We start from the raw sequence: 22,235 nt of genomic DNA on the forward strand, positions 1-22,235 counted from the left end.
GAAGATCACCATGCCCGCGATGAAGAGGCCCGGCCCGGCGGTTCAGCCGTCCAGGTAGGAGACCAGATTGGCCGGAATGCCGAGCACCAGTCCATAGGCGTCGTGCGAGAGCGAGAGGCCCCTCGGATGCCGAGACACCTGCCAGCCGTGCAGGTCGATGCCGCGAGTGAGCGCCTCCAGCAGCGACTCCTCCCGTTCCTCGGCGGTGCCCGGTTCGCGGTCCGTGCTCAGGATCACCCGGTAGCGCACGTCGTCGGCCGAAAGGTCGGCCATCTCCTCGAGGCGACGGTCGACCTCGAGGGCGACGGGAGCGAGGTACAGATCGGCCAGGTCGTGTGGTCGTATGGGCACAACCGCCTCCTTCAGTTGCTTCACGATAGCGGGGCATTCGGTTGTGCGATAGCCGCCGCGACCCGTTCTGCACGACTTCCTCGGCGCCCTCCCTAGGATGAGGTCATGCCGACGCCCGTCCTGGCCACGAAACTCTTCGTTCCCGCGCTGCGACCTCAGGTCGTTTTTCGCCCGCGCCTGATCGAGCGTCTGCGAGAGGGCCTCCGACCGGGCCGGAAGCTGACCCTCATCTCGGCCCCGGCCGGCTTCGGCAAGACAACGCTTCTCGGCGAGTGGATCGTTGACAGCCAGCGACGTGACGCCACCGCCCGGGTGGCCTGGCTGTCGCTGGACGACGGCGACAGCGACCCGACCCGCTTCCTGACCTACCTGGTCGCCGCCCTGCAGAGTGCGGTGCCCGGGGCCGGTTCGGTAACCGTCGGCTCGGCCGCGGCACCGGCCGGTCAGCCGTCGTCGGTCGAGCAGACGTTGACGGCCCTCCTCAACGAGGTCGCGCAGGCGCCGCACCAAACCGTCCTCGTGCTGGATGACTTCCATCTGATCGGCGGCGCTCCCGTCCAGGCCGCGGTCACCTTCCTGCTCGGCCACCTTCCCATGAACCTGCACCTGGCGATAGCCGGCCGCTCCGATCCCCCGCTCCCCCTCGCTCGGCTGCGGGCCAGGGCCGAACTGACCGAGTTGCGTGCGGCCGATCTGCGTTTCACGCCAGAGGAATCCGCCGCGTTCCTCAACCAGGTGATGGGCCTCCGGCTCTCGGCCGACGACATCGCCGCCCTCGACACCCGCACGGAGGGCTGGATCGCCGGCCTGCAGCTGGCCGCGCTGTCCATGCGCGACAGATCGGACATCGCCGGGTTCATCCGGGCGTTCACCGGCAGCCACCGCTTCGTGATCGACTATCTGGTCGAAGAGGTTCTGCAGCGCCAGCCGGATGACGTGCGCGGCTTCCTCTTCCAGACCGCCGTGCTCGACCGGCTCAGCGGCCCCCTCTGCGACGCCGTCACCGGGCAGGCGAGCGGCACCGAGATGCTCGCGGCCCTGGAGCGGGACAACCTGTTCATCACTCCTCTGGACGACGACCGCCGCTGGTATCGCTACCACCACCTTTTCGCCGACGTTCTCCGGGCCCGGTTCCCCGCCGAGTGGCGCGATCGCCTACCGGACCTCCATCGCCGCGCCAGCGAGTGGCACGAGCGGAACGGCCCACCGGAGGACGCGGTCAGGCATGCGCTCGCCGCCTCGGACTTCGACCGGGCCGCGGACCTCATCGAGGGCGCTGTGCCCGCCCTGCGCAAGGGCAGACAGGACGCGACCCTGCTCGAGTGGCTCACGCAGCTGCCCGCCGAGGTTGTGGCTCGCCGGCCCGTGCTCAGCGTCTACCTCGCCTGGTCGATGCTCATTTCCGGCGACCTGGATGCCGTCGAGCTCCGGTTGAGGAACGCCGAGGAAGGCCTGCGCGCGGCGGCCGACGCGAGCAGCGTGCCCGACGCATCCGTGACCGACCCTGTCGCGGTCGGAGAAGAGCTACGGATGCTGCCGGTGATGATCGCCGTCTATCGGGCCTCGCTCGCCCAGGCGCTGGGCGATATGGTCGGCACCGCGGAACACGCACAACGCGCGCTCGACCTCACCGAGCCGGGCGATCACTTCGGCCGCGCCGCGGCGGCCGGATTCCTCGGGCTCGCCTCCTGGGCGAACGGCGACCTCGAGGCGGGCCTGCGGGCCTTCGCCGAGGTCAGGGACAGCCTGCGCCTGGCCGGCAACGCCGCTGACGTGCTCGGCACCACGGTTGTGCTGGCCGACATGCTGATCCCGCTGGGTCGTCTGCGGGACGCGCGACGGGCCTACGAAGACGCCCTTCAGCTCGCGAGCGCGCAGGGCGATCCGGCGCCGCAGCCGATGGGCGACCTGCACGTGGGCCTCAGCGAGCTGCACCGCGAGCGCAACGAACTGGATGCCGCCACGGAGCACCTGCTGGCAGCCCGGACGCTGGGCGAGCGCGCGTCGTTGCCCGAGAACCGGTATCGCTGGTTCGTCGCGATGGCGCGGGTCAGGGAGGCCGAGGGAGAACCCGACGCGGCACTCGACCTGCTCACCGAGGCGGAACTTCTGTACGCGCGAGGCTTCTTCCCCGAGGTGCGCCCGATCGCGGCGATGAGGGCACGCGTGTGGATCTCACAGGGCCGGTTGGCCGAGGCGCGGGAGTGGGCGAACGGGCAGGGGCTTTCCGCCGCCGAAGACGTCACCTACCTGCACGAGTTCGCTCAGATCACCCTGGCGAGGCTGCTGATCGCCGAGCATCGGGCCGATCCGAAGCGCGGCGCGATTCGCGAGGCCCTGGGACTGCTGGACCGGCTCCTTCAATCGGCAGAGGCAGGGCGCCGCACGGGAAGCGTGAACGAGGTCCTGGTGTTGCAGGCGCTCGCCCATCAGGCGTACGGACAGCTGCCCCTGGCGCTCCTGCCCCTGGAACGCGTGCTCGGCCAGGCCGAACCGGAAGGCTACCTGCGCCTCTTCGCTGATGAGGGCGCTCCCCTGGCAGGGCTTCTGCGTGAGGCCGCACAACGGGGAATCCTGCCGAACCAGGTTTCCCGGCTGCGCCGCGCATTCCGACCGGGCAACGGCGGCACCGCCACACCCCAGCCCGCTGCGGAGGCGCTGAGCGAACGCGAACTGCACGTGCTCAGGCTGTTGGCAACCGAGCTCAGCGGGCCCGAGATCGCCCGCGAACTCTACCTGTCCTTGAACACCGTTCGCACCCACACCAGGCACATCTTCGGCAAGCTCTCCGTGAACAGCCGACCGGCTGCCGTGCGCCGCGCTGACGAGCTGGGCTTGCTCCAGCGCCGATCCCGCGACAAGGACTCTGACAGGCAAGAGTGACATCATCGACGGACAGGGCTGGCGCCGCTGGATCATCCGCGACACTGCTCGACGCCGGCGACTACTCTGCCCGACGCTGTGCCATCAGAGCGGCAAAGCCTGTAGGGCGATAGCGGGAGGCCCGGGCATGCGGGCCCCCGCTTTCTGGGGAAGATGCCTACATGCTCTTGTACACCGAAACGTAGTCGACGAGCATCGGAACACCCGATTGGGTCAGCCGAGTGGGACGGCCCGGCCAGCTGCCGCCGATGGCCACGTTGAGGATGATGAAGAAGCCGTGGCCCGTGGCGTTGGCCCACGTCGTGGCATCTACGTCGCTCTGGTTGACGGTGTGGAAGACGACGCCGTCCAGTGACCAGCGGAGCTGCTCGCTCACCCCGCTGCGGTCCCACTCAATTCGATAGACGTGGAACGCCGACTGGCACGTGGACCCCAGGCAGGTCGTACTCCCACCGAGACCGGTGGTTTCATTGCACGCACCCCCGGGGGTTGTCCCGCAGTGAAGCGTCGCCCAGACGGTGTTGGCACCGTTGACGTTCTCCATGATGTCCATCTCACCGACAGAGGGCCAGTTGGTGTAGTTGCCGCGGAACGGGGCGCCGAGCATCCAGAACGCGGGCCAGTACCCCTGCGCCGCTGTGCCGGTGACGTTCGGCATCTGGATGCGCGCCTCCACCGCCATGACCTTGCCCGGATCCGGCTGGAAGTCGGTGCGCTGGGTCTCGATGCGACCCGAGGTCCAGCTGCCTTTCGCATCGCGGATGGGCTTGATGTTGAGGTTGCCGTTACCGTCCTGGAAGACGTTGGCCGTGGAGGACGTCATCTTCTCGACCTCGCCTGTTCCCCAGCTGGCGGCGCCTCCCGGGTAGCTCGTCCCGATGTCATAGAGCCAGTTGGTGGTGTTGACGCCTGTTCCCGCTGGCCCGGTGAAGTCGTCGCTCCATGCGAGAGTCCAGCCGGCGGGGGTGGCCGGCAGCGACGCCTGGGCGGAAATTGCAGCGGTAGGCACGACGACGACAGCGACGGCGGCGACGACAGCGACGGCGACCTTGTATTTTGAGCGAAACCTCATTGTTGAACCCTTTTCGATTGTATTGCGTGGATGGTTCGTGGGAGCGCTCTCAGAACCCTGCGAGAGAGCGCTCTCACGATCAGGTGTAGCACCCATCGTTTGTGCGTGTCAACGGACTCGGCCTCTCCAGCCATTGTCACCTCTAGTGACACCCGCTTCTGATGACCCGAAGGATCGAGCGTACGATGGCATTGCTGCGGGCGGTGTGAGCATCACGGATGCGTGGATGACGGTCGGCTGAACCTCCCTCGGCACGGCGATGGCGGCCAGAGCACACAGCCGTATCGGACGGAGACACGATGAGCATCGCCGCAGGCACGGACACGCAGTCGACTGAGCTGCACGTTGCCGACAGCCACGATCGGATCCGCGTGCAGGGCGCGCGAGAGAACAACCTCAAAAACATCAACGTCGAGATCCCGAAGCGCCGACTGACGGTCTTCACCGGCGTCTCCGGCTCCGGCAAGAGTTCGCTGGTGTTCAGCACGATCGCCGCGGAGTCTCAGCGGATGATCAACGAGACGTACAGCGCCTTCGTGCAGGGCTTCATGCCGGCGCTGGCACGGCCCGATGTCGACGTGCTCGACGGGCTGAGCACGGCGATCATCGTCGACCAGGAACGAATGGGCGCCAACCCCCGCTCCACCGTCGGCACCGTCACCGACGCCAACGCGATGCTGCGGATCGTCTTCAGCCGGCTCGGGCAGCCGCACATCGGCTCGCCGAAGGCGTACTCGTTCAATGTCGCCTCGATCAGCGGCGCGGGCGCGGTCTCGATCGAGCGCGGCGGGCAGACCATCAAGGAGCGCCGCAGCTTCAGCATCACCGGCGGCATGTGCCCTCGTTGCGAGGGCATGGGCAACGTGACCGACCTCGACCTGACCCAGCTCTACGACGACAGCAAGTCCCTCAACGACGGCGCGCTCACCATCCCCGGTTACAGCATGGACGGCTGGTTCGGCCGCATCTTCAGCGGCTCCGGCTTCTTCGACCCGGACAAGCCGATCCGCACGTTCACCAGGACCGAACTTCACAACCTGCTCTACAAGGAGCCGACCAGGATCAAGGTCGACAACATCAACCTCACCTACGAGGGTCTGATCCCGAAGATCCAGAAGTCGATGCTCTCCAAGGACAAGGAGGCGATGCAGCCGCACATCCGGGCCTTCGTGGATCGGGCCGTCACCTTCACCACCTGCCCCGACTGCGGCGGGACCCGGCTGGGCGAGGGCGCCCGTTCCTCGAAGATCCAGGGGATCAGCATCGCCGACGCCTGCGCCATGCAGATCAGCGACCTGACCCAGTGGGTGCGAGGCCTCGCCGAGCCATCGGTGGCGCCGTTGCTTGACGCCCTGCGGGAGAACCTCGAGTCGTTCGTGGAGATCGGCCTGGGCTACCTGTCCCTCGAACGGCCCACCGGCACGCTGTCCGGCGGCGAGGCGCAGCGGGTCAAGATGATCCGCCACCTCGGCTCCTCCCTCACCGACGTCACCTATGTCTTCGACGAGCCCACCATCGGGCTGCACCCGCATGACATCCAGCGGATGAACGGCCTGCTGCTCCGGCTGCGGGACAAGGGCAACACGGTGCTCGTCGTCGAGCACAAGCCGGAGACGATCACGATCGCGGACCACGTCGTCGACCTCGGCCCCGGCGCCGGCGCGGCGGGCGGCGAGGTCTGCTTCGAGGGCACCGTGGAGGGGCTGCGCACCAGCGGCACGCTCACCGGTCACCACTTCGACGACCGCGCCGCCCTCAAGCAGACGGTGCGGATGCCCACTGGCTCGCTGGAGATCCGTGGCGCGACGGCGCACAACCTGCAGGACGTCGACGTCGACGTGCCGCTCGGGGTGCTTGTCGTCGTCACGGGCGTCGCGGGCTCGGGCAAGAGCTCGCTCGTGCACGGGTCGATCCCCGCCGGCGACGGCGTGGTGTCGATCGACCAGGGCGCGATCCGCGGCTCCAGGCGGAGCAACCCGGCAACCTACACCGGCCTACTGGACCCGATCCGCAAGGCGTTCGCGAAGACCAATGGCGTGAAGCCGGCGCTGTTCAGCGCCAATTCAGAGGGTGCCTGCCCTGCCTGCAACGGCGCGGGCGTCATCTACACCGACCTCGCGATGATGGCCGGCGTCGCCACCACCTGCGAGGAGTGCGACGGGAAGCGGTTCCAGGCATCCGTTCTGGAGTACCACCTCGGTGGCCGCAACATCAGCGAGGTGCTCGAGATGTCGGTGACCGAGGCCGAGGCGTTCTTCGGCGCCGGCGAGGCGCGCACGCCGGCCGCGCACGCCATCCTCGACCGGCTCGCCGACGTGGGGCTCGGGTATCTCAGCCTCGGCCAGCCGCTCCCCACGCTGTCGGGCGGCGAGCGCCAGCGGCTGAAACTGGCCACCCGCATGGCCGAGAAGGGCGGCGTCTACGTGCTCGACGAGCCGACCGCCGGCCTGCATCTGGCCGACGTCGAGCGACTGCTCGGCCTGCTCGACCGGCTGGTCGACTCCGGCAAGTCGGTGATTGTCGTGGAGCACCACCAGGCGGTGATGGCGCACGCCGACTGGATCATCGACCTCGGCCCCGGCGCCGGCCACGACGGCGGCCGGATCGTCTTCGAGGGCTCCCCCGCCGACCTCGTTGCCGCCCGCTCCACCCTCACCGGCCAGCACCTCGCGGCCTACGTCGACAGCTGACCTGGCCCGTCGACGGGCAGCAGTCGGGCCGGGTCGCCGCGGGAGACCGTTCCCGGGCGGATGACCCGGGCGTAGACGCCGAACTCGATCTCGCCGGCATTCAGGCGATACCCGGCGAGCATCTTGAGCAGGCATGTTCCGCGGGCGCCGGTGTCCGGCTCGAGGTCGATGACCGCGCACCGCGGGACCCCACTCCCCACGAGCAGCCTGGCGCCCCCCAGCGCGAGTTCGCGGCCGGCCCAGTCATCCTCCAGGTGTGCAGCGGCGTCGCCGGTGTCGATCGTGAAGGTCGACCGGAACCGGCGCTCATCAACGGCGATCCCGGACTCGAGGGCGAGGCGACGCAGGGAACCGGTCGTGGCGATCGTGACCGAATCGCCGTAGACCACCTCACCCGCGACGGTGCTCCGCGCCAGGACCACTGTCCGCCCCAGCAGCCGGGAGATCTCCCGGGCCCAGGGCCCATCGACCACTTCCATGGCGGCGGCGCGGCCCCAATAGTCGAGTGCGAGGCGATGCCCGCTCATCCGGGGCGGCGCGGTGATCCGCTCCCCGTCGATCTCGACCGACAGCACCCCGCCGTCCCAGCGCGCCTCGCAGGTGACGAGGGACGGATGCTCAACGGTCCTGACGACCTGTCCCGCTTCGAGGTCGACGACCGCGAAGACCCGGTCTCCGACCGGCCCATCCGTCTCGAGCAGAATGTGATCCCGCGATCGATGGCGCCCACCCTTGAGCGCGGACACACCGATGCTGCGCACATGCATGATGATGATCACCCAATCGGCCGAATGTTGCACAACACGGAAGTATCCAATACGGTACGCGAGACTCAGGCATCCCGGATTGACCGCACCCCGGCCGACCATATGATATATGATTTGACAAGCGATAATCGAACTGCGCGTTCCATTATCGAATCGCCAGTGACGTCCGATCCGCCCACGATTCACCCACACAGAGAAGTGAGGAAGCCGTGCAGTTTCACCACCACGGATACGTGTCCACCGACCCGCGCATTCAAGACGCCGCGGGCGTCGGCATCGATCGCCCCGACGAGCTCCCCGAGAACGTCGACGTTCTCATCGTCGGCACCGGCCCCGCCGGCATGATCACCGCCGCCCAGCTCTCCCAGTTCCCCGGCATCACGACCCGGATCGTGGAGCGCCGCGGCGAACGCCTGGCGATCGGGCAGGCCGACGGCATCCAGGCCCGCAGCGTCGAGACCTTCCAGGCCTTCGGTTTTGCGGAGCGCATCATCGCGGAGGCCTACCACATCACCGAGATGGCGTTCTGGAAGCCGGACCCCGCCGATCCGTCGCGCATCGTGCGCACCGCCCGCGCGGTGGACGACCCCACCGGCATCAGCGAGTTCCCGCACCTGATCGTCAACCAGGCCCGCGTACTGGACTACTTCGGCGAGGTGATGGCCAATTCGCCGACGCGAATGAAGCCGGATTTCGGCTTCGATTTCCGCCGCCTCGTGAACACCGACGAGGGCGAGTATCCCGTCACGGTGACGCTCATGCACACGACCGGCGAACGGGCCGGCCAGGAGCGCATCGTCCACGCCAGGTACGTGGTCGGCGCCGACGGCGCCCGAAGCGCCGTGCGCGACTCGATCGGCTGCACGCTCGCCGGCGACCAGGCCTTCCATGCCTGGGGCGTGATGGACGTCCTCGCCGTCACCGACTTCCCGGACATCCGCACGAAGTGCGCGATCCAGTCCGGCTCGGGCGGGAACATCCTGCACATTCCCCGGGAGGGCGGATACCTGTTCCGCATGTACGTCGACCTGGGCGAGGTGGCACCCGATGACAACGGGGCCGTGCGCAAGACGACCATTGAGGAGATCATCGCGAAGGCGAACGAGATCCTACACCCCTACACGCTGGACGTGAAGAACGTGGCCTGGCACAGCGTATACGAGGTCGCCCATCGCCTCACCGACAGGTTCGACGACGTGCTCCCCCACGAGATCGGCACCCGCACGCCGCGAGTCTTCATCACCGGGGACGCGTGCCACACGCACAGCGCCAAGGCCGGCCAGGGCATGAACGTGTCGATGCAGGACGGCTTCAACCTGGGCTGGAAGCTCGCCTACGTGCTTGATGGCCGCAGCCCCGAGACGCTGCTCGGCACCTACTCGTCCGAGCGCCAGGTGATCGCCAAGAACCTCATTGACTTCGACAAGAAATGGTCGAGCCTGATGGCGACGAAGCCGGAAGACCTCGAGGTTCCGTTGGAGGAGTTCTACACCCGCACAGCCGAGTTCCCGGCCGGTTTCATGACCCAGTACCCGCCGTCGATGCTGGTCGGCGAGGCAACCCACCAGTCTCGTGCCACGGGATTCCCGGTCGGCAAGCGCTTCAAGTCCGCCCCGGTGGTCCGGGTCGCCGACGCCAACCCGGTGCAGCTCGGCCACCACCACCGCGCCGACGGACGCTGGCGCGTGTACGCGTTCGCGGATGCCGCGGCAGCGGGAGAGCCGTCGGCGCTTGCTGATTGGGCGCACTGGCTTCAGACCTCGCCCGAGTCGCCGCTCGGCGTGCACACTCCCGCGGGGAGCGCCATCGACAGCGTCTTCGATGTCAAGGTGGTCTACCAGCAGGCGCACACCGGCGTGGACCTCGGCCGTGTTCCCGAGGCGTTCCTGCCGAAGACCGGCCCGCTTCGGTTGATCGACTACGAGAAGCTGTACGCCGCCGACCCGGAGCACGACATCTTCGAGCTCCGCGGAATCGACCGCGGCGGCGCGGTCGTGGTGGTGCGCCCCGACCAGTACGTGGCGAACGTGCTTCCGCTGAGCGCGACCGGCGAGCTGGCTGCATTCTTCCGGCAGATGCTGCTCGTGCGGTAGGTTCCGCCGCCCGGCGGCTGGATGCCGCTACTCGGCGGGAGGACGCTGGCGCTGCCGTTTGGTGGCCGACCGTTGTTGCTTGGCGGCGAGGTGCCGCCGGCCGGAACCCCGGGTGGGTTTCGTCGCCCGCCGGGGAGCCGCCTCGGGAGCAAGCCCGGCGGCCACGAGCTCGGCGAGCCTGGCCAGGGCGATCTCGCGATTGCGCAGTTGGGAACGCCGCTCGGAGGCGGTCACGGTGATCACCCCCGCGATGAGCCGCCGTCCGAGACGGGTGAGCAGCAGCATCCGCTGCGCATCGGTCAGCGCCGCCGACTCGGCGACGTTCCAGAGGAGCTCGACCCGGCTGTCGGAGGTGTTGACGTGCTGGCCGCCCGGGCCGGACGACCGCGAGAACCGCCAGCCGAGTTCCGACGCGGGAATCGTGAGCGCGGGTGACACCTCCAGGTCCATGCACCCAGCGTGGCACGATCCTGGAGCATTGCCCTCAGGCCGGGTCGACTGCAGCCTCACCGCGCAGCGGAAGCGTCCGCACGCTCTCGAACTGGCGCAATTCCCCGTCAAGGGGATCGGTGAACCTCACCTCGCTTGCCAGGAGCTGCAGCGGGCGGGCGAAGTCGTCGATCGCGACGTCCCGAACGACGGGGTACACCGGGTCATCGATGATGGGAATCCCCAGGCCCAGCAGGTGCATCCGCAGCTGATGCGTGCGCCCGGTCCGCGGCGTCAGCCGATAGACGGCCGTGTCCCGGAAGACGGTCTCCAGCTCGATCAGCGACTCGGCGTTGGGCGTTTCATCGACCACCACCTCGGCCTGCCACTGGCCTCGCCGCGTGGCGAGGTGGTTGCGCACGGTGACGGGAAAATCCAGATCCGGCCGCAGCGGGGCGAGCGCACGGTAGGTCTTGCCGACCTCGCCGCGTTGGAACATCGACTGATACGCCCCGCGCCAGCGTCGCTCGGTCGCCAGGATCAGAAGCCCCGACGTCACCCTGTCCAGTCGGTGCAGCGGCGAGAGCTCGGGCAATCCCAACTCGGCGCGCAAGCGCACCACCACACTCTGCACAACGTGCCGACCGCGCGGAATGGTCGAGAGGAAAGCCGGCTTGTCGACCACGACGATTCGAGCGTCCTGATGGACGACGTGGACGGTCCCCGGCACGAATGCCTCATCGGCGAGATCGCGGTGAAACCAGACGAAGGTGTGAGGCCCGTAGGGGTCGCTGCCGACGACCGGCGCGCCCGACTGATAGGCGAAGCGTTCCCCGGCCAGAAACCCGGTCACGTCGACGAATTCGGACAACCGATCGTGTAGCCACGCCTCCATGGTCGGCCACTGGTGCGGCCGGGCGCTGCCACGCTCCGGGGTGCACACCCACGCGGCGTCGAGCCCGTGACGTTGCGGCAGGGGGGAACGCGGGGGCATCCACCGATCGTACGTCTCCAGGGACCACCCCGAAGCCAGCGAGTAGAAGTGGACGCCCGGACGACTCGACCCTGCCGCACAGGGGCGACGCCCCGACCCGACCAATTCGACGGACTTTTTGCCGATTCTGCGCGAAAACAGGTCTCTCACATGCTGAATCTGGAAAATCTCCGTCGAATTCGACGGGGCGAGAAGCGGAAGCCCCATGGTCACCGGTACCGGACGAGTTCGGAGCTGTGACAGCAAGCGCCAGCTGTTGGCTCGTCAGCTCACCTAGAACAGCGGCCAGGGCACCGCGGGCATCTCGCCGCGCGGGGCGGGGAATCGCCCTTCGGCGCGCAACCGGTCGCAGCGCGCGGCCAGGGCGGCGATCTCGAGATCGCTGAGCAACCCGGCGAGAGTGACGCCGAGCTCACCAGCCAGCTGAGAGCCGACCCGATCAATCCCGACCAGTTCCTCGGCGGTGAGAGCCTCACCCATCCACCCCCAGAGCACGGTGCGCAGCTTGTGGTCGGCGTGGAACGTGAGCCCGTGGTCGACCCCGTGCCGGTGCCCGTCGGGCATCGCGAGGATGTGGTCGCCCTTGCGATCGGCGTTGTTCACGACGATGTCGAACACCGCCATCCGGCGCAGGGCGGCAGAGTCCTCATGGATGAGCGTGACCGCACGACCGTGCTCGTCCCGCCCGTCGAGCACATGGCGCCACCCCACGTCGGGCACGGCATCCACGGGGACCAGGCCGACGGCATCCTGTTCGGGGTCTGACTCCTGCCACAGCTGCACCATCCCCCTGCCCATCGGGCCGTCCCGCAGCCAGGTTCGGGGCACCACGTTCCAGCCGAAGACTTGCGAGACCAGGTACGCCGCAGCCTCCCGGCTGGCGAGATATCCGTCGGGGAAATCCCACAACGGATGCTCGCCGACGATGGGCTTGTAGACGACCGTGACGCCGCCGATGCTGCCGAGGAAGGTCGCGTTCGAGGCCGTCGTGATCCGGCCCGTGAGCTCGAGCTCACCGTCGCGGAGGCCGGCCTCGGGGTCGGGGCCGGCCTTGGGCGACATCAGGGGCTGCCGGGGAGGGTGCAGGTGTGCCCGTCCGCGTCGATGGGCTCGCTGCAGAGCGGGCACAGAAGGCGGCCTGCCCCCACCACCTCGCGCGTGCGCTTCGCGAATGCCCGGGCGGTGCCGACCGGCATCCGCACCAGCAGCACGTCAGTCGGCTCCAGCGCGCCCTCATCGAGCTCGTCGTCGTCGCCCTCCACGAACGGGTAGGCCTCGACCACGACCTGCACGGTCGAGGGGTCCCAGGCCAGGCTCATCGAGCCGGTTCGGAATTCCTCCGCGACGGGCTCCTCCAGCGGGTCGTTGTCGACGAGCTCGACGGGAGTGCTGGTCGGGATGCTGAACGGGTTGCCCTTGTGGCTCATCAACTGGTCGAGCAACTCGTCGATCTTCTCGGCGAGAAGGGCGGATTGTTGCTTCTCGAGGGCGACACTGACGATCTGGGCCCCGGCGCGCACCTGCAGGTAGAACGTGCGCGACCCGGGCAGGCCGACCGTGCCGACGACGACCCGGTCCGGCCAGTCGAACTCGTGGACGATTGTGGGCATGTGGGTATTTTAGGCGCCGGATGCGTGCGCCGCCTGACCGGCCCCGCCACCGACCGGCGCGTCGGCCGGAGGGGTTCCCACGCCGAGCCAAGAGAGGTCGCCGGCGTCGGTGTTGGTGGCGTGAACGCTCGGCCGGCTTGTGCCGTAGCGCACGATCGAGACCGACCCGGGGCCGACGTTGATGCGCTGGAACAGGTCGAGATGCATGCCGAGTGCGTCGGCCAGGATGGACTTGATGATGTCGCCATGGCTCACGGCCACCCATACGGCGCCGGGTCCGTGCTGCGCCTCGAACGCCGCGTCGTGTCGTCGGATCGCGGCGACCGACCTGGCCTGCATCGCGGCCAGGGACTCGCCACCGGGGAAGATGGCGGCCGACGGTTGTGTCTGCACCACCGACCAGAGCTTCTCCTGGGCGAGCTCATCGAGGGCCAGACCCTGCCACTCTCCGTAGTCGCACTCGGTGAGGTCCTCCTCGACCGGCCTGGCCAGGGAGCCGGGCTGGCGGTCGAGGATCAGCTGAGACGTCTGCCGGCAGCGTTCCAGGGGGCTCGAGACGACCCCGACCAGCGGCACCAGCGCCAGACGCTCAGCCGTGAGCTCCGCCTGGTCACGCCCGATCTGGTCGAGGCTGACCCCGACGGCCCGTCCGGCCAGCACGCCTTCGGCATTCGCGGTGGTGCGACCGTGCCGCACGAGGATGACTGTGGCCATGGGTACAGCCTAGATCGGGTCGCCTCTCCGGCAGGTCAGTCGATGACGTGGAACGGGACGCTGATGAGGGTCTCGTCGCGGGACGACGGCCCGACGAGCAGCGAAAAGTCACCGGCTTCCACGACTCGATTGCCGCGCGCGTTCACGATGCTGCACTCGGCGACAGGCACTTCAATCGTGATCGTCACGATCTCTCCGGGGAGGAGCGCCACCTGCGCGAAGGCCTTGAGCTCCTTGTCCGCCCAACTCACAGAGGTGACTCTGTCACTCACGTATGCCTGCACCGTCTCAACCACAGGACGCTCGCCGGTGTTGTGCAGAGTGAGCTCAGCCCTCACCGTATCGATCCTGGACAGGTCCGGCCGCTGCAGCCGAAGGTTGGAATAGTCGACCTGCGTGTAGGAAAGCCCTTCTCCGAAGCTGAACGCAGGGCGCTGGGTCAAGTCCGCGTACCGGTCGCCGTGCTGCCCGCGGATCTGGTTGTAGTACGTCGGCTGCTGTCCTACGTGCCGCGCGAAGGAGATGGGCAGCCGACCGGACGGTTCGATCAGTCCAAGCACGAGTTCCGCGATGGCCCGACCGCCTTGCATCCCGGGGCTGGCCACCCAGACGACGGCGGCCGCGCTCATCGCCGATGGTGGGAGCACCAGCGGCTTTGAGGACATCAGGACGACGATCATCGGAGTGCCGGTCTCCGCCAGGGCGTCCAGGAGGGCGATCTGGCCACCCACAAGCTCGAGCGTCGCCGTTGATCGGCCCTCGCCCACTAGTTCCACCCGGTCGCCGACAACGGCCACCACATAGTCGGCTGTGCACGCTGCTTCGACTGCCTCGCCGATCATCTGTGCGTCAGGGTCGCAGGGAATGACGAGCTGGGGTCGAGGCTGTCCGTCCGGGAAGAACTCCCCCGCTGGATCCGGCGCGAGCCGCAGGATGTCTGCCCCCCTGGCGTGGGTGAGCAGCCACTCCGACGGAAGCAGCGCGCGCAACCCATCGAGCACTGTCGTGATCATGTGCCGCGGATGACCATCCGGCAACCAGCCGGCCTGACCGGACGAACCCGCCCAATCTCCGAGTTGAGTCTGTGCGTCGTCGATCAGGGGACCGACAATCGCGACCCTCCTGGGCTCTGAGCTGGTGACGGGAAGGGGCAGAACGCCGTCGTTCTGCAGCAGCACGATAGAGCGTCTGGCAATCTGAAGGTTCAGCTCGGTGTGCTCGGCATTGGCGATGGATGCTCTCTGCAACTCCAGGTCAGGCAGGCGAGGGTTCTCGAACAGCCCGAGTTCGAATTTGAGGGCAAGGATGCGCGAGACTGCGGCATTGAGATCGGACTCATCCAGAATCCCCAGCTCGATTGCTTGGAGTGCGCCGGCGAAGAATCCCGGGGTATTCATCACCATGTCGTTGCCGGCCTTGACCGCGGCTGCCGCCGCGTGCATATAGTCGGGTTGAACCTGCTGTTCCCAGACCATCCGACCGACGTTGTCCCAGTCGGTGATGAGGGTTCCGGTGTACCCCCACTCCCCCCGGAGAACGTCCTTCAGCAGCCACTCGTTGACGGTGATCGGCACGCCGTCGATGGATTGATACCCCAGCATGAACGTGCGGCAGCCTTCACGGGCGACCCGTTCGAACGGTGGCAGGAACCACGACCGAAGCTTTCGCTGCGAAATGTCGGCTTCGCTTGAATCACGCCCGCCCTGGGTCTCCGAGTACCCGGCAAAATGCTTCGCGGTCGCCAGGATGGCGGTCGGGTCTGCCAGTCCCTTTCCTTGATAGCCGCGCACCATCGCAGAAGCCAGCTCGCCGATGAGAAAGGGGTCCTCGCCGAACGTCTCGCCGATGCGACCCCATCGAAGGTCGCGTGCGATGCAGATCACGGGCGAGAAGGTCCAGTGGACTCCGGTCGATGCGACCTCGACCGCAGTGGCCCTGGCGACTTTCTCGATGAGCCCAGGGTCCCAGGATGCCGCCATTGCGAGCTGGGTGGGGAAGATCGTGGCGCCGGTCCAGAACGAGTGCCCGTGGATGCAATCCTCCCCGACTATGAGCGGGATCCGCAGGCGGGTCTGTGCGGTGAGAGCCTGCGCCTGGTCCAGCCGGTCCGGTGAGGCATGAAGAACGGATCCGACGTGCTTGGCTAGGACGTGATCGACGATGTCGTCCTGGGCATCGAGCTGCATCATCTGCCCGACTTTTTCTTCGACCGTCATTCGGCCGAGGAGGTCGGCGACGCGGTCGCCGATGGATGAAGCCGGATCGAGATATGGGACCGAATGGGTGATGATTGCGCTCACAATGAGACTCCTATTGCCTGGTTGAATCGTCGTCGGTAGCGCGAGGGCGCACGGCGGTCACCCTGTCGGACAGCACGAAGCCCTTCTTCCTCATCGCGCGGGCGCGCTCCCCCGCCGAGCGAAGACGGGGATTGACGTACTCATCGATGCCGAAGTTGATCAGGGAGAGTGCCATGCCCAGCAAAGCAATGCACAGGCCTGCGGGGACATACCACCACCAGAAGTCAGGGAAGGCTCCGTTCTGCTGTGCCCAGAACAGGATCGTTCCCCAGTTGAGGTTGGTGATCGGAATGACGCCGATGAAGGCCAGGGTGGTGAGGCCGAGGACCGCGGCGATGACCGTTCCGACGAAACTCGATGCGATGATCGCGGTCAGATTGGGCAGCATTTCTACGGCGATGATGCGGTACAGGGGTTCCCCGTTGGCTCTCGCGGCCTGGATGAAGTCACGGTTGCGCAAGGACATCGTCTGCGCGCGGAGGACCCGGCCACCCCACGCCCAGCCGGTGATCGCGAGAACCGACGAAATGAGCAGCAGGCTCGGGTTTTCGTACTGCGAGGCGATGATGATGATCAGCGGCAGGCCGGGGATGACCAGGAACACATTGGTCAGGGCGGACAACGATTCACTCCGCCAGCCGGTGACGTATCCCGCCGTGACTCCGATTCCCACCGCAATGAACGTGGCAATGACTCCCGCGGTGAAGCCGACCACCAGCACCCCGCGGGTGCCATAGATGATCTGGCTCAGCACGTCCTCACCCATGTGGGTGGTTCCGAGCCAGTGCACCCAGGACGGGGCTTGTCGGAGGGCGGTGAAGTCCTTGTCGAGGGGACCGTAGGGCGCGATCCAGTCCCCGAAGATCGCCACCAGGCAGAAGGCTCCGAGGATGCTGAGCCCGGCAACGGACTTTCCGTTACGAAACATCGCGAACGTCTGGCCCAGTCGACCGAACGCGTTTCTCTTGTGCGTCATGTCTCATGCCTCCATCTGGCGAGTGCGCGGGTCGAGGATCGCATAGGCGACATCCGCGATGATGTTGGCGACGAGAACAGCCAACGTGATCACGAGGAACAACCCCTGCATCAGCGGGTAGTCCTTGGCCGTCGTCGCGTCGAGGAGGAGCTTGCCGGCGCCTGGGTAGGAGAAGACGAGTTCCATCACCAACGTTCCGCCCACGATGAAGCCGAGCGACATGGCGAAGCTGGACAGCTGGGGCAGGGAGGCGTTGCGGGCGGCGTAGTTGATCAGGACACGCACGGGCCGGAGGCCCTTGGCCTGCGCGACGGTGACGTAGTCCTCATCCAAAACCGTGATCATCATGTTGCGCATCCCCAAAATCCAGCCGCCGAGCGAGCCGATCACCAGGGTGAGCGCGGGCAGGAAGCCGTGTTGGATCACCTGGCCGGCGAATTCCAGGGAGAAGCCGGGTTGCGTTCCCTTGTCGTAGGCGTGTGATGCGGGGAACCAGCCGAGCGTGGTCGAGAACACGGCGATGGCGATCAGACCCATCCAGAAGTAGGGGACGGTGGAAAAGAAGGTGGCGACAGGCACGATCGCGTCGGCTCTGCTGCCGCGGCGCCATCCGATCAGCCCGCCGATCGCGGTGCCGAGCGCGAACGAGAGCACTGTGGCGAGGCCGACGAGGCCGATGGTCCAGGGAATCGCCGACGCTATGACATCGGTGACCGGCGCCAGGCCCTTGGAGAACGATCTGCCGAGATCCCCGGACAGCAGCAGCTGCCAGTAGTCGATGTACTGCTCGAGAAGGCTTTTGGTCGAATCCAATCCGAACAGTGTTCTGAGTGAGTCGATGGCCTCCGGGCTGATCCTGCCCTGGTTCTTCTGCAGGTAGGCAGAGACCGGGTCACCTTTCATCATGCGCGGGAGGAAGAAATTGATGGTGATCGCGGCCCACGCGGTGAAGGCGTAGAACGCCGTGCGTCGCAAGATGAATCTCACGTGGTGGCTCCCGGAATGGTCGTGGATGCCGCGAAGTGCTTTTCCGGATCGGGAGAGGCGTCGCGGAGCGCGAGGGTGTAAGGATGCGTCGGGTGGAGAATGACGTCGTCGGACGGGCCATGCTCGACGACTTTCCCGTGATGGAGAACCATGATCTCGTCGCTGAAGTGGCGAGCGGTTGCGAGGTCGTGAGTGATGTACAGAACGCCCAGATTCGCTTCGCGTTGGAGCTCGGCGAGAAGGTTGAGCACCTCGAGTCGGATGGACACGTCGAGCATGGAGACGGGTTCGTCGGCGATCAGGAGCGCGGGGCGCGATGCGAGGGCTCTGGCGATGGCGACACGTTGGCGTTGTCCCCCGGACAGCTCGTGCGGACGACGGTCGATGGTCTGTTCCGGCGAGAGTCGCACTCGGTTGAGCAGCCTGAACACCTCCTCCTCCACCTGGTCCGCGGGGACGACCCGGTCGAGACGGAGGGGGCGCTCGATGTGGTGCCGGATCGTGTGGTAGGGATTCAGGGAGGCGAATGGGTCCTGGAACACCATGCGCACCGTCTGCCGGTATCGCCGGAGCGGGCGGCCCCAGGTGGGAATGGGTGTGCCGTCGAGCAGGACCTGTCCGGAGCTGACCCGCTCGAGCTGCGTGAGGATTTTCGCGATCGTTGACTTCCCGCTCCCGCTCTGACCGACCAGGGCGATGGTCCGGCCGGAGGTGAGCGTGAAATTGACCTTGTCGAGGGCGATCAGTTCGCCCGAACCCCGAACGCGGTATTTCTTCGTGACGTCTCTGAACTCAAGTGTTGTCATTGAACGGTGACTCCTGATTCCGCGTCAAGGGCGCTCTCGCTGGGTCGACGCACGAAGCCGCCGCGTTCGCCGGTCAGGCTCGGGAAGGATGCCAGGAGTCGCCGAGTGTAGTCATGCCGGGGGTTCTCGTAGAGATTCCGGGCCGTGTCGATCTCGACGATGCGACCTTCCCTCATCACCGCGATTCGGTCGGAGATCTCCAGGAGCAGCGGAAGGTCGTGCGTGATGAAGATGACGGAGAATCCGAACTCCTTGCGCAGGTCGGAGATCTGGTCGAGGATCTCCCGCTGCACGAGAACGTCGAGCGCGGTGGTGGGCTCGTCCATGATCATCAACTGAGGTTTGAGGGCGAGTGCCATGGCGATCATCACGCGCTGCCGCATCCCGCCGGACAGTTCGTGCGGATAGGAGCGCAGACGGCCACTACCGACGCCGACGATGTCGAGCAAGCGTCCGGCCTCCAGGCGATGCTCTCTGCGACTCATGGCGGGACGGTGGGTGGAGAAGACGTCCTGAAGCTGCGCCCCGATGGTGATGATCGGGTTGAGAGCGTTCATCGCTCCCTGGAAGACCATGGAGGCCTTTTCCCAGCGGAAGGCGCGCAGCTGGACGTCGTCCATCGTGTTGATGTCGATGTCCTCGCCGGATTCATCGTGAAAGACGGCGGACCCGGAGGTGATCACGGCGGGTGGTTTGAGCAGCCGCTGGATGCCGTAGGCAAGGGTGGTCTTGCCGCATCCGGATTCGCCCGCGAGGCCAAGGATCTCGCCTCGGCGGACTGTGATGGACACGTCTCGCACGGCTTCCACGGGGGGATTCACGTCGTACGAAACGCTGAACTGGGAAACCGTCAGGAGGTCGTCGGTAGTCATGGCTGGTCACGGCTCTTTCTCGGTGGGAAACGCCCGGTGGGAAACGCCCGAATCAGGCCACCGGACGGGGAAGGCCTGTCTCCCCCGCCCGATGGTTGCCTTTGGTGCTGCCGGATCAGTTGGCCGCTTCGAGCTCGGTCAGGATCAGCACGGCCGTCGGCTGGGTCGGATCCGCCGGCGCGTAGGGGTTGTCTTCCCCGGGCCAGCCGACGTAGCTGCGCGTGTTGAAGGCGCCGATGAATGGCCGGGTTCCCACTGGCATCGCCGGCACCTCGTCAACGAAGATCTTCTGCACGGTCTCGAGTGCTGCGCCGCGAGTGGCGTCGTCAGCGGCATTCGTGTACTCGTTCAGCGCTGCCGTGGCCTTCGGGCTGTCGAAGCGTCCGAAGTTGAAGTCGGCGCTCTCTCCGAGGGGCTTCAGCCAACGGCCGTCCATCATGTTGCTGTAAAGGTCGTAGGGAGTGGCGCCGGTGTCGGTCCAGTGCAGGATCGCCTGGAAGTCGCCGGTGCCCTTGGCTTCCCACCAGGTGTCGGAGTCGGGCGTGTCGACCGTGGCCTCGACGCCCAGGGACTTAGCGGCATCCGCGATGAGGCTGATCCCGGTCACGTAGTCGTTCCAGCCCTGAGGAACAGAGAGGGCGAAGGTGACCGGCGCGCCGGACGGGTCGACCAGGGACTTGCCGGCCCAGGTGTAGCCGGCGTCCTTCAGGAGGCTCTTGGCAGCATCCGCGTCGACCTTGTAGGTCTCACCCTTGTACTCGGCGGAGATGAAGGGGTCGCCCACAGGCGTCGGCAGGCCGGTGACGGAACTCACGACCGGGACACTGCCTTCTCGGGCGATGTCGGCGTACTGCGTTCGATCGATGACGAGGTTCATCGCCTTACGGAAGGCGACGTCGTTGAACGGCTTGGTCTGCGTGTTGACGAACATCGTGTCGATCGCCAGTCCGGCGGCGGCCCAATAGACGTTGTTCTCAGGGTCCTTGTCGAGGTAGGCCGACTTGACATTCGGGATGAAGGCCTGCGCCCAGTCGGCATCGCCGTTGGCGAGCGCCGTGGTGAGGGCCGTGTTGTCGTTGTAGGACACGTAGTAGAGGGTCGGCACGGCCAGCTTGCCGCCCCAGTAGTCGTCGCGTGCGGTGAGCTCCACGCTTTGGGTGTCGAACTGGCTGAGCACGTAGGGTCCGGTGCCCACCGGGTTCGGGTTCGCGAAGGTGGCGGGGTCTTCGACGCTCTCCCAGATGTGCTTGGGCAGGATCTGCTTGTGCAGCACCTTGTCCTGCTTCGAGAACATCGATCCGGCGAACGTGACGGTCACGCTGTCGCCGTCGCGGGTGACGTCGGTGATGCCGAGGGCCGCGGTGTCGAGTTCGGGCTTGGTCGTGAACATGGTGAAGGTGAACTCGATGTCTTCGGCGGTGAAGTCCTCACCGTCGTTCCAGGTCACGCCGTCTCGGGCGACGAGCGTCACTGCCCTGTAATCGTCGGTCCAGGTGATCTCGGACGCAAGCCACGGCCGCACCTCGTCGCTCGGACTGACGAGGTTGACGATGCCGAGCGGCTCCAGAATCGCATTGAGGTAGCCGAGCTTCATTCCGGATGATTCGCCGATCCACGGATTGTTGGACTCGGTTGCGATCGCACCGTCCGGTTTCGCGATGGTCAGTGCTGCCCCGCTCTCCGAAGTGCTGCTGCTGTTGCCGCTTGTGCAGCCGGTAATCGCGATCGCGGCCACGAGCCCCATGGCGACCAGCGTGGATTTCACCTTCATGTATCTCTCCCTCGAGATCAGGTGTCCGTGCAAGGCTGCCGTGACACAAGATAAAATTTACCGTCTTGTCAGTAAGTATTCAAGACCAAATTCCGAAACGCCGCGATACGCTTTGTTCCAGCCGGTCACGTGGCGGACAGCGCGTAGAATCTTGCTCGTCCAGAGCGGACCTTTTCGACCGCTCACCGGCAAGAAAGACCGGACCGGTCGCGAATTTTTGATATGGCATAGGTGATGACCCTGATGGTTACGGCACGAAGAAAGTCTCAGCCCAGGCCGCAAACGCTCGCGCGGCGCAGAGACATCCTGGAGGCCGCCCTCGAGATATTCGGCAGCAAGGGCTACACCAATGGCACGCTCTCCGACATTGCGGAGCAGGTGAACATGACCCATCCGGGAATCCTGCATCACTTCGGGTCGAAGGATCAGCTCCTCCTCGAGGTCCTGCGCTTTCGCGATGAAACCGATGTGCAGAGTCTGGCCGGCCAGCACATCCCCGACGGAATCGAGTTCTTCCGCCACTTGGTGGCCACGGCCTTCTCCAATGCCCAACGTGCGGGAATCGTTCAGGCCTACGTCGTGCTCTCGGCCGAATCGGTCACCGACGACCACCCCGCTCGCGAATTCTTCGTGGATCGATACCGCACCCTCCGCGCCGAGGCGCGACACGCATTCGAGGTCGTGTGCGCGGAGCGCGGAGCGGTAGCGCCCGAGACGGTCTCACTGGCGGCTACTGCGATTCTGGCGGTGATGGACGGGCTCCAGGTTCAGTGGCTGCTTGATCCCAGCAACGTAGAACTCGCCCAGGCGAGCGAGTTCGCGATCGAAGCCATTGTGGCCTCGGTTCTCGAGCCGCGGGACGCAATACTCGCTCGCTCCTCTGGTCCAGGCGGCGGACACCAAGAGTGAAACGGCAGTTT

The 22,235-nt window shown here is 66.5% G+C and carries 18 protein-coding genes; 4 read left to right on the forward strand and 14 right to left on the reverse strand.

The genetic code is table 11. The features are described 5' to 3' along the window. Window positions 1–42: 42 nt before the first annotated feature. Window positions 43–351 (reverse strand): hypothetical protein, encoded by a 309-nt coding sequence (locus E3T48_RS06110; protein ID WP_134522934.1) that lies wholly within the window; start codon window positions 349–351, stop codon window positions 43–45. 105 nt (window positions 352–456) lie between these two features. On the opposite strand from E3T48_RS06110, the gene E3T48_RS06115 reads away from it, so the two are divergent. Next, on the forward strand, window positions 457–3,234 hold the full coding sequence (locus E3T48_RS06115) for a winged helix-turn-helix domain-containing protein (protein ID WP_134522935.1): 2,778 nt from the start codon (window positions 457–459) through the stop codon (window positions 3,232–3,234). A 157-nt stretch (window positions 3,235–3,391) separates the two neighbouring features. On the opposite strand, the gene E3T48_RS06120 is transcribed toward E3T48_RS06115, so the two are convergent. Beyond that, window positions 3,392–4,306 (reverse strand): glycoside hydrolase family 16 protein, encoded by a 915-nt coding sequence (locus E3T48_RS06120; protein WP_134522936.1) that lies wholly within the window; start codon window positions 4,304–4,306, stop codon window positions 3,392–3,394. Window positions 4,307–4,605: 299 nt separating this feature from the next. Between E3T48_RS06120 and E3T48_RS06125 the strand changes: the two genes are divergently transcribed. After that, window positions 4,606–6,996 (forward strand): ATP-binding cassette domain-containing protein, encoded by a 2,391-nt coding sequence (locus E3T48_RS06125; protein ID WP_134522937.1) that lies wholly within the window; start codon window positions 4,606–4,608, stop codon window positions 6,994–6,996. Here E3T48_RS06125 and E3T48_RS06130 read toward each other — a convergent pair. Then, window positions 6,981–7,796, reverse strand: coding sequence for an MOSC domain-containing protein (locus tag E3T48_RS06130; RefSeq protein ID WP_166789655.1), 816 nt, complete (start codon window positions 7,794–7,796; stop codon window positions 6,981–6,983). The two genes, E3T48_RS06125 and E3T48_RS06130, sit on opposite strands and share 16 nt — an antisense overlap. A 176-nt stretch (window positions 7,797–7,972) precedes the next feature. Here E3T48_RS06130 and E3T48_RS06135 point away from each other — a divergent pair, with 176 nt between their 5' ends. Beyond that, window positions 7,973–9,856 carry an FAD-binding monooxygenase gene (locus E3T48_RS06135; RefSeq protein WP_134522939.1) on the forward strand — a complete coding sequence of 628 codons (1,884 nt, stop codon included), beginning with the start codon at window positions 7,973–7,975 and terminating at the stop codon, window positions 9,854–9,856. Window positions 9,857–9,883: 27 nt separating this feature from the next. On the opposite strand, the gene arfB is transcribed toward E3T48_RS06135, so the two are convergent. From arfB to E3T48_RS06190, 11 genes are all read right to left on the reverse strand, one after another. Continuing rightward, complete coding sequence (gene arfB, locus E3T48_RS06140) at window positions 9,884–10,306, reverse strand: alternative ribosome rescue aminoacyl-tRNA hydrolase ArfB (protein WP_134522940.1); 423 nt, start codon at window positions 10,304–10,306, stop codon at window positions 9,884–9,886. Window positions 10,307–10,340: 34 nt separating this feature from the next. Then, a complete protein-coding gene (locus tag E3T48_RS06145; protein ID WP_241986681.1) occupies window positions 10,341–11,156 on the reverse strand; it encodes a pseudouridine synthase in 816 nt (271 codons plus the stop codon). Between the two features lie 396 nt (window positions 11,157–11,552). Next, a complete protein-coding gene (locus tag E3T48_RS06150) occupies window positions 11,553–12,341 on the reverse strand; it encodes an SCO1664 family protein (RefSeq protein ID WP_134522941.1) in 789 nt (262 codons plus the stop codon). Then, window positions 12,341–12,889 carry a DUF3090 domain-containing protein gene (locus E3T48_RS06155; protein ID WP_134522942.1) on the reverse strand — a complete coding sequence of 183 codons (549 nt, stop codon included), beginning with the start codon at window positions 12,887–12,889 and terminating at the stop codon, window positions 12,341–12,343. Before E3T48_RS06155 ends, E3T48_RS06150 begins: the two co-directional genes overlap by 1 nt. 9 nt (window positions 12,890–12,898) lie before the next feature. Next, the gene (locus tag E3T48_RS06160; protein WP_134522943.1) at window positions 12,899–13,603 is read right to left on the reverse strand and encodes a histidine phosphatase family protein; all 705 of its coding nucleotides are present in this window, start codon (window positions 13,601–13,603) and stop codon (window positions 12,899–12,901) included. 35 nt (window positions 13,604–13,638) lie between these two features. Then, a complete protein-coding gene (locus E3T48_RS06165; protein WP_241986682.1) occupies window positions 13,639–15,903 on the reverse strand; it encodes an exo-beta-d-1,3/1,6-glucosidase in 2,265 nt (754 codons plus the stop codon). 10 nt (window positions 15,904–15,913) lie between these two features. Next, window positions 15,914–16,879, reverse strand: coding sequence for an ABC transporter permease (locus tag E3T48_RS06170; RefSeq protein WP_134522944.1), 966 nt, complete (start codon window positions 16,877–16,879; stop codon window positions 15,914–15,916). Window positions 16,880–16,882: 3 nt separating this feature from the next. After that, the gene (locus tag E3T48_RS06175; protein ID WP_134522945.1) at window positions 16,883–17,866 is read right to left on the reverse strand and encodes an ABC transporter permease; all 984 of its coding nucleotides are present in this window, start codon (window positions 17,864–17,866) and stop codon (window positions 16,883–16,885) included. Then, the gene (locus E3T48_RS06180) at window positions 17,863–18,672 is read right to left on the reverse strand and encodes an ABC transporter ATP-binding protein (protein WP_134522946.1); all 810 of its coding nucleotides are present in this window, start codon (window positions 18,670–18,672) and stop codon (window positions 17,863–17,865) included. Before E3T48_RS06180 ends, E3T48_RS06175 begins: the two co-directional genes overlap by 4 nt. After that, window positions 18,669–19,544 carry an ABC transporter ATP-binding protein gene (locus E3T48_RS06185; RefSeq protein WP_134522947.1) on the reverse strand — a complete coding sequence of 292 codons (876 nt, stop codon included), beginning with the start codon at window positions 19,542–19,544 and terminating at the stop codon, window positions 18,669–18,671. Before E3T48_RS06185 ends, E3T48_RS06180 begins: the two co-directional genes overlap by 4 nt. Before the next feature lie 115 nt (window positions 19,545–19,659). After that, entirely contained in the window at window positions 19,660–21,315 is a 1,656-nt protein-coding gene (locus tag E3T48_RS06190; RefSeq protein WP_134522948.1) for an ABC transporter substrate-binding protein, read from the reverse strand. 243 nt (window positions 21,316–21,558) lie between these two features. On the opposite strand from E3T48_RS06190, the gene E3T48_RS06195 reads away from it, so the two are divergent. Beyond that, window positions 21,559–22,224 carry a TetR/AcrR family transcriptional regulator gene (locus E3T48_RS06195; RefSeq protein WP_134523116.1) on the forward strand — a complete coding sequence of 222 codons (666 nt, stop codon included), beginning with the start codon at window positions 21,559–21,561 and terminating at the stop codon, window positions 22,222–22,224. The last annotated feature ends 11 nt before the right edge of the window (window positions 22,225–22,235 follow it).

The sequence above is a fragment of the Cryobacterium fucosi genome (genome assembly GCF_004403515.1).
In the GTDB taxonomy this organism is placed as follows: Bacteria; Actinomycetota; Actinomycetes; order Actinomycetales; family Microbacteriaceae; genus Cryobacterium; species Cryobacterium fucosi.

Excerpts from the sequence above, each read along its gene's own strand:
- E3T48_RS06160 (WP_134522943.1), bottom strand. The coding sequence starts at position 13,603 with ATGGCCACAGTCATCCTCGTGCGGCACGGTCGCACCACCGCGAATGCC.
- arfB (WP_134522940.1), bottom strand. The coding sequence starts at position 10,306 with ATGGACCTGGAGGTGTCACCCGCGCTCACGATTCCCGCGTCGGAACTC.
- E3T48_RS06125 (WP_134522937.1), top strand. The coding sequence starts at position 4,606 with ATGAGCATCGCCGCAGGCACGGACACGCAGTCGACTGAGCTGCACGTT.
- E3T48_RS06185 (WP_134522947.1), bottom strand. The coding sequence starts at position 19,544 with ATGACTACCGACGACCTCCTGACGGTTTCCCAGTTCAGCGTTTCGTAC.
- E3T48_RS06155 (WP_134522942.1), bottom strand. The coding sequence starts at position 12,889 with ATGCCCACAATCGTCCACGAGTTCGACTGGCCGGACCGGGTCGTCGTC.
- E3T48_RS06150 (WP_134522941.1), bottom strand. The coding sequence starts at position 12,341 with ATGTCGCCCAAGGCCGGCCCCGACCCCGAGGCCGGCCTCCGCGACGGT.
- E3T48_RS06195 (WP_134523116.1), top strand. The coding sequence starts at position 21,559 with ATGGTTACGGCACGAAGAAAGTCTCAGCCCAGGCCGCAAACGCTCGCG.
- E3T48_RS06190 (WP_134522948.1), bottom strand. The coding sequence starts at position 21,315 with ATGAAGGTGAAATCCACGCTGGTCGCCATGGGGCTCGTGGCCGCGATC.
- E3T48_RS06120 (WP_134522936.1), bottom strand. The coding sequence starts at position 4,306 with ATGAGGTTTCGCTCAAAATACAAGGTCGCCGTCGCTGTCGTCGCCGCC.
- E3T48_RS06115 (WP_134522935.1), top strand. The coding sequence starts at position 457 with ATGCCGACGCCCGTCCTGGCCACGAAACTCTTCGTTCCCGCGCTGCGA.
- E3T48_RS06180 (WP_134522946.1), bottom strand. The coding sequence starts at position 18,672 with ATGACAACACTTGAGTTCAGAGACGTCACGAAGAAATACCGCGTTCGG.
- E3T48_RS06170 (WP_134522944.1), bottom strand. The coding sequence starts at position 16,879 with ATGACGCACAAGAGAAACGCGTTCGGTCGACTGGGCCAGACGTTCGCG.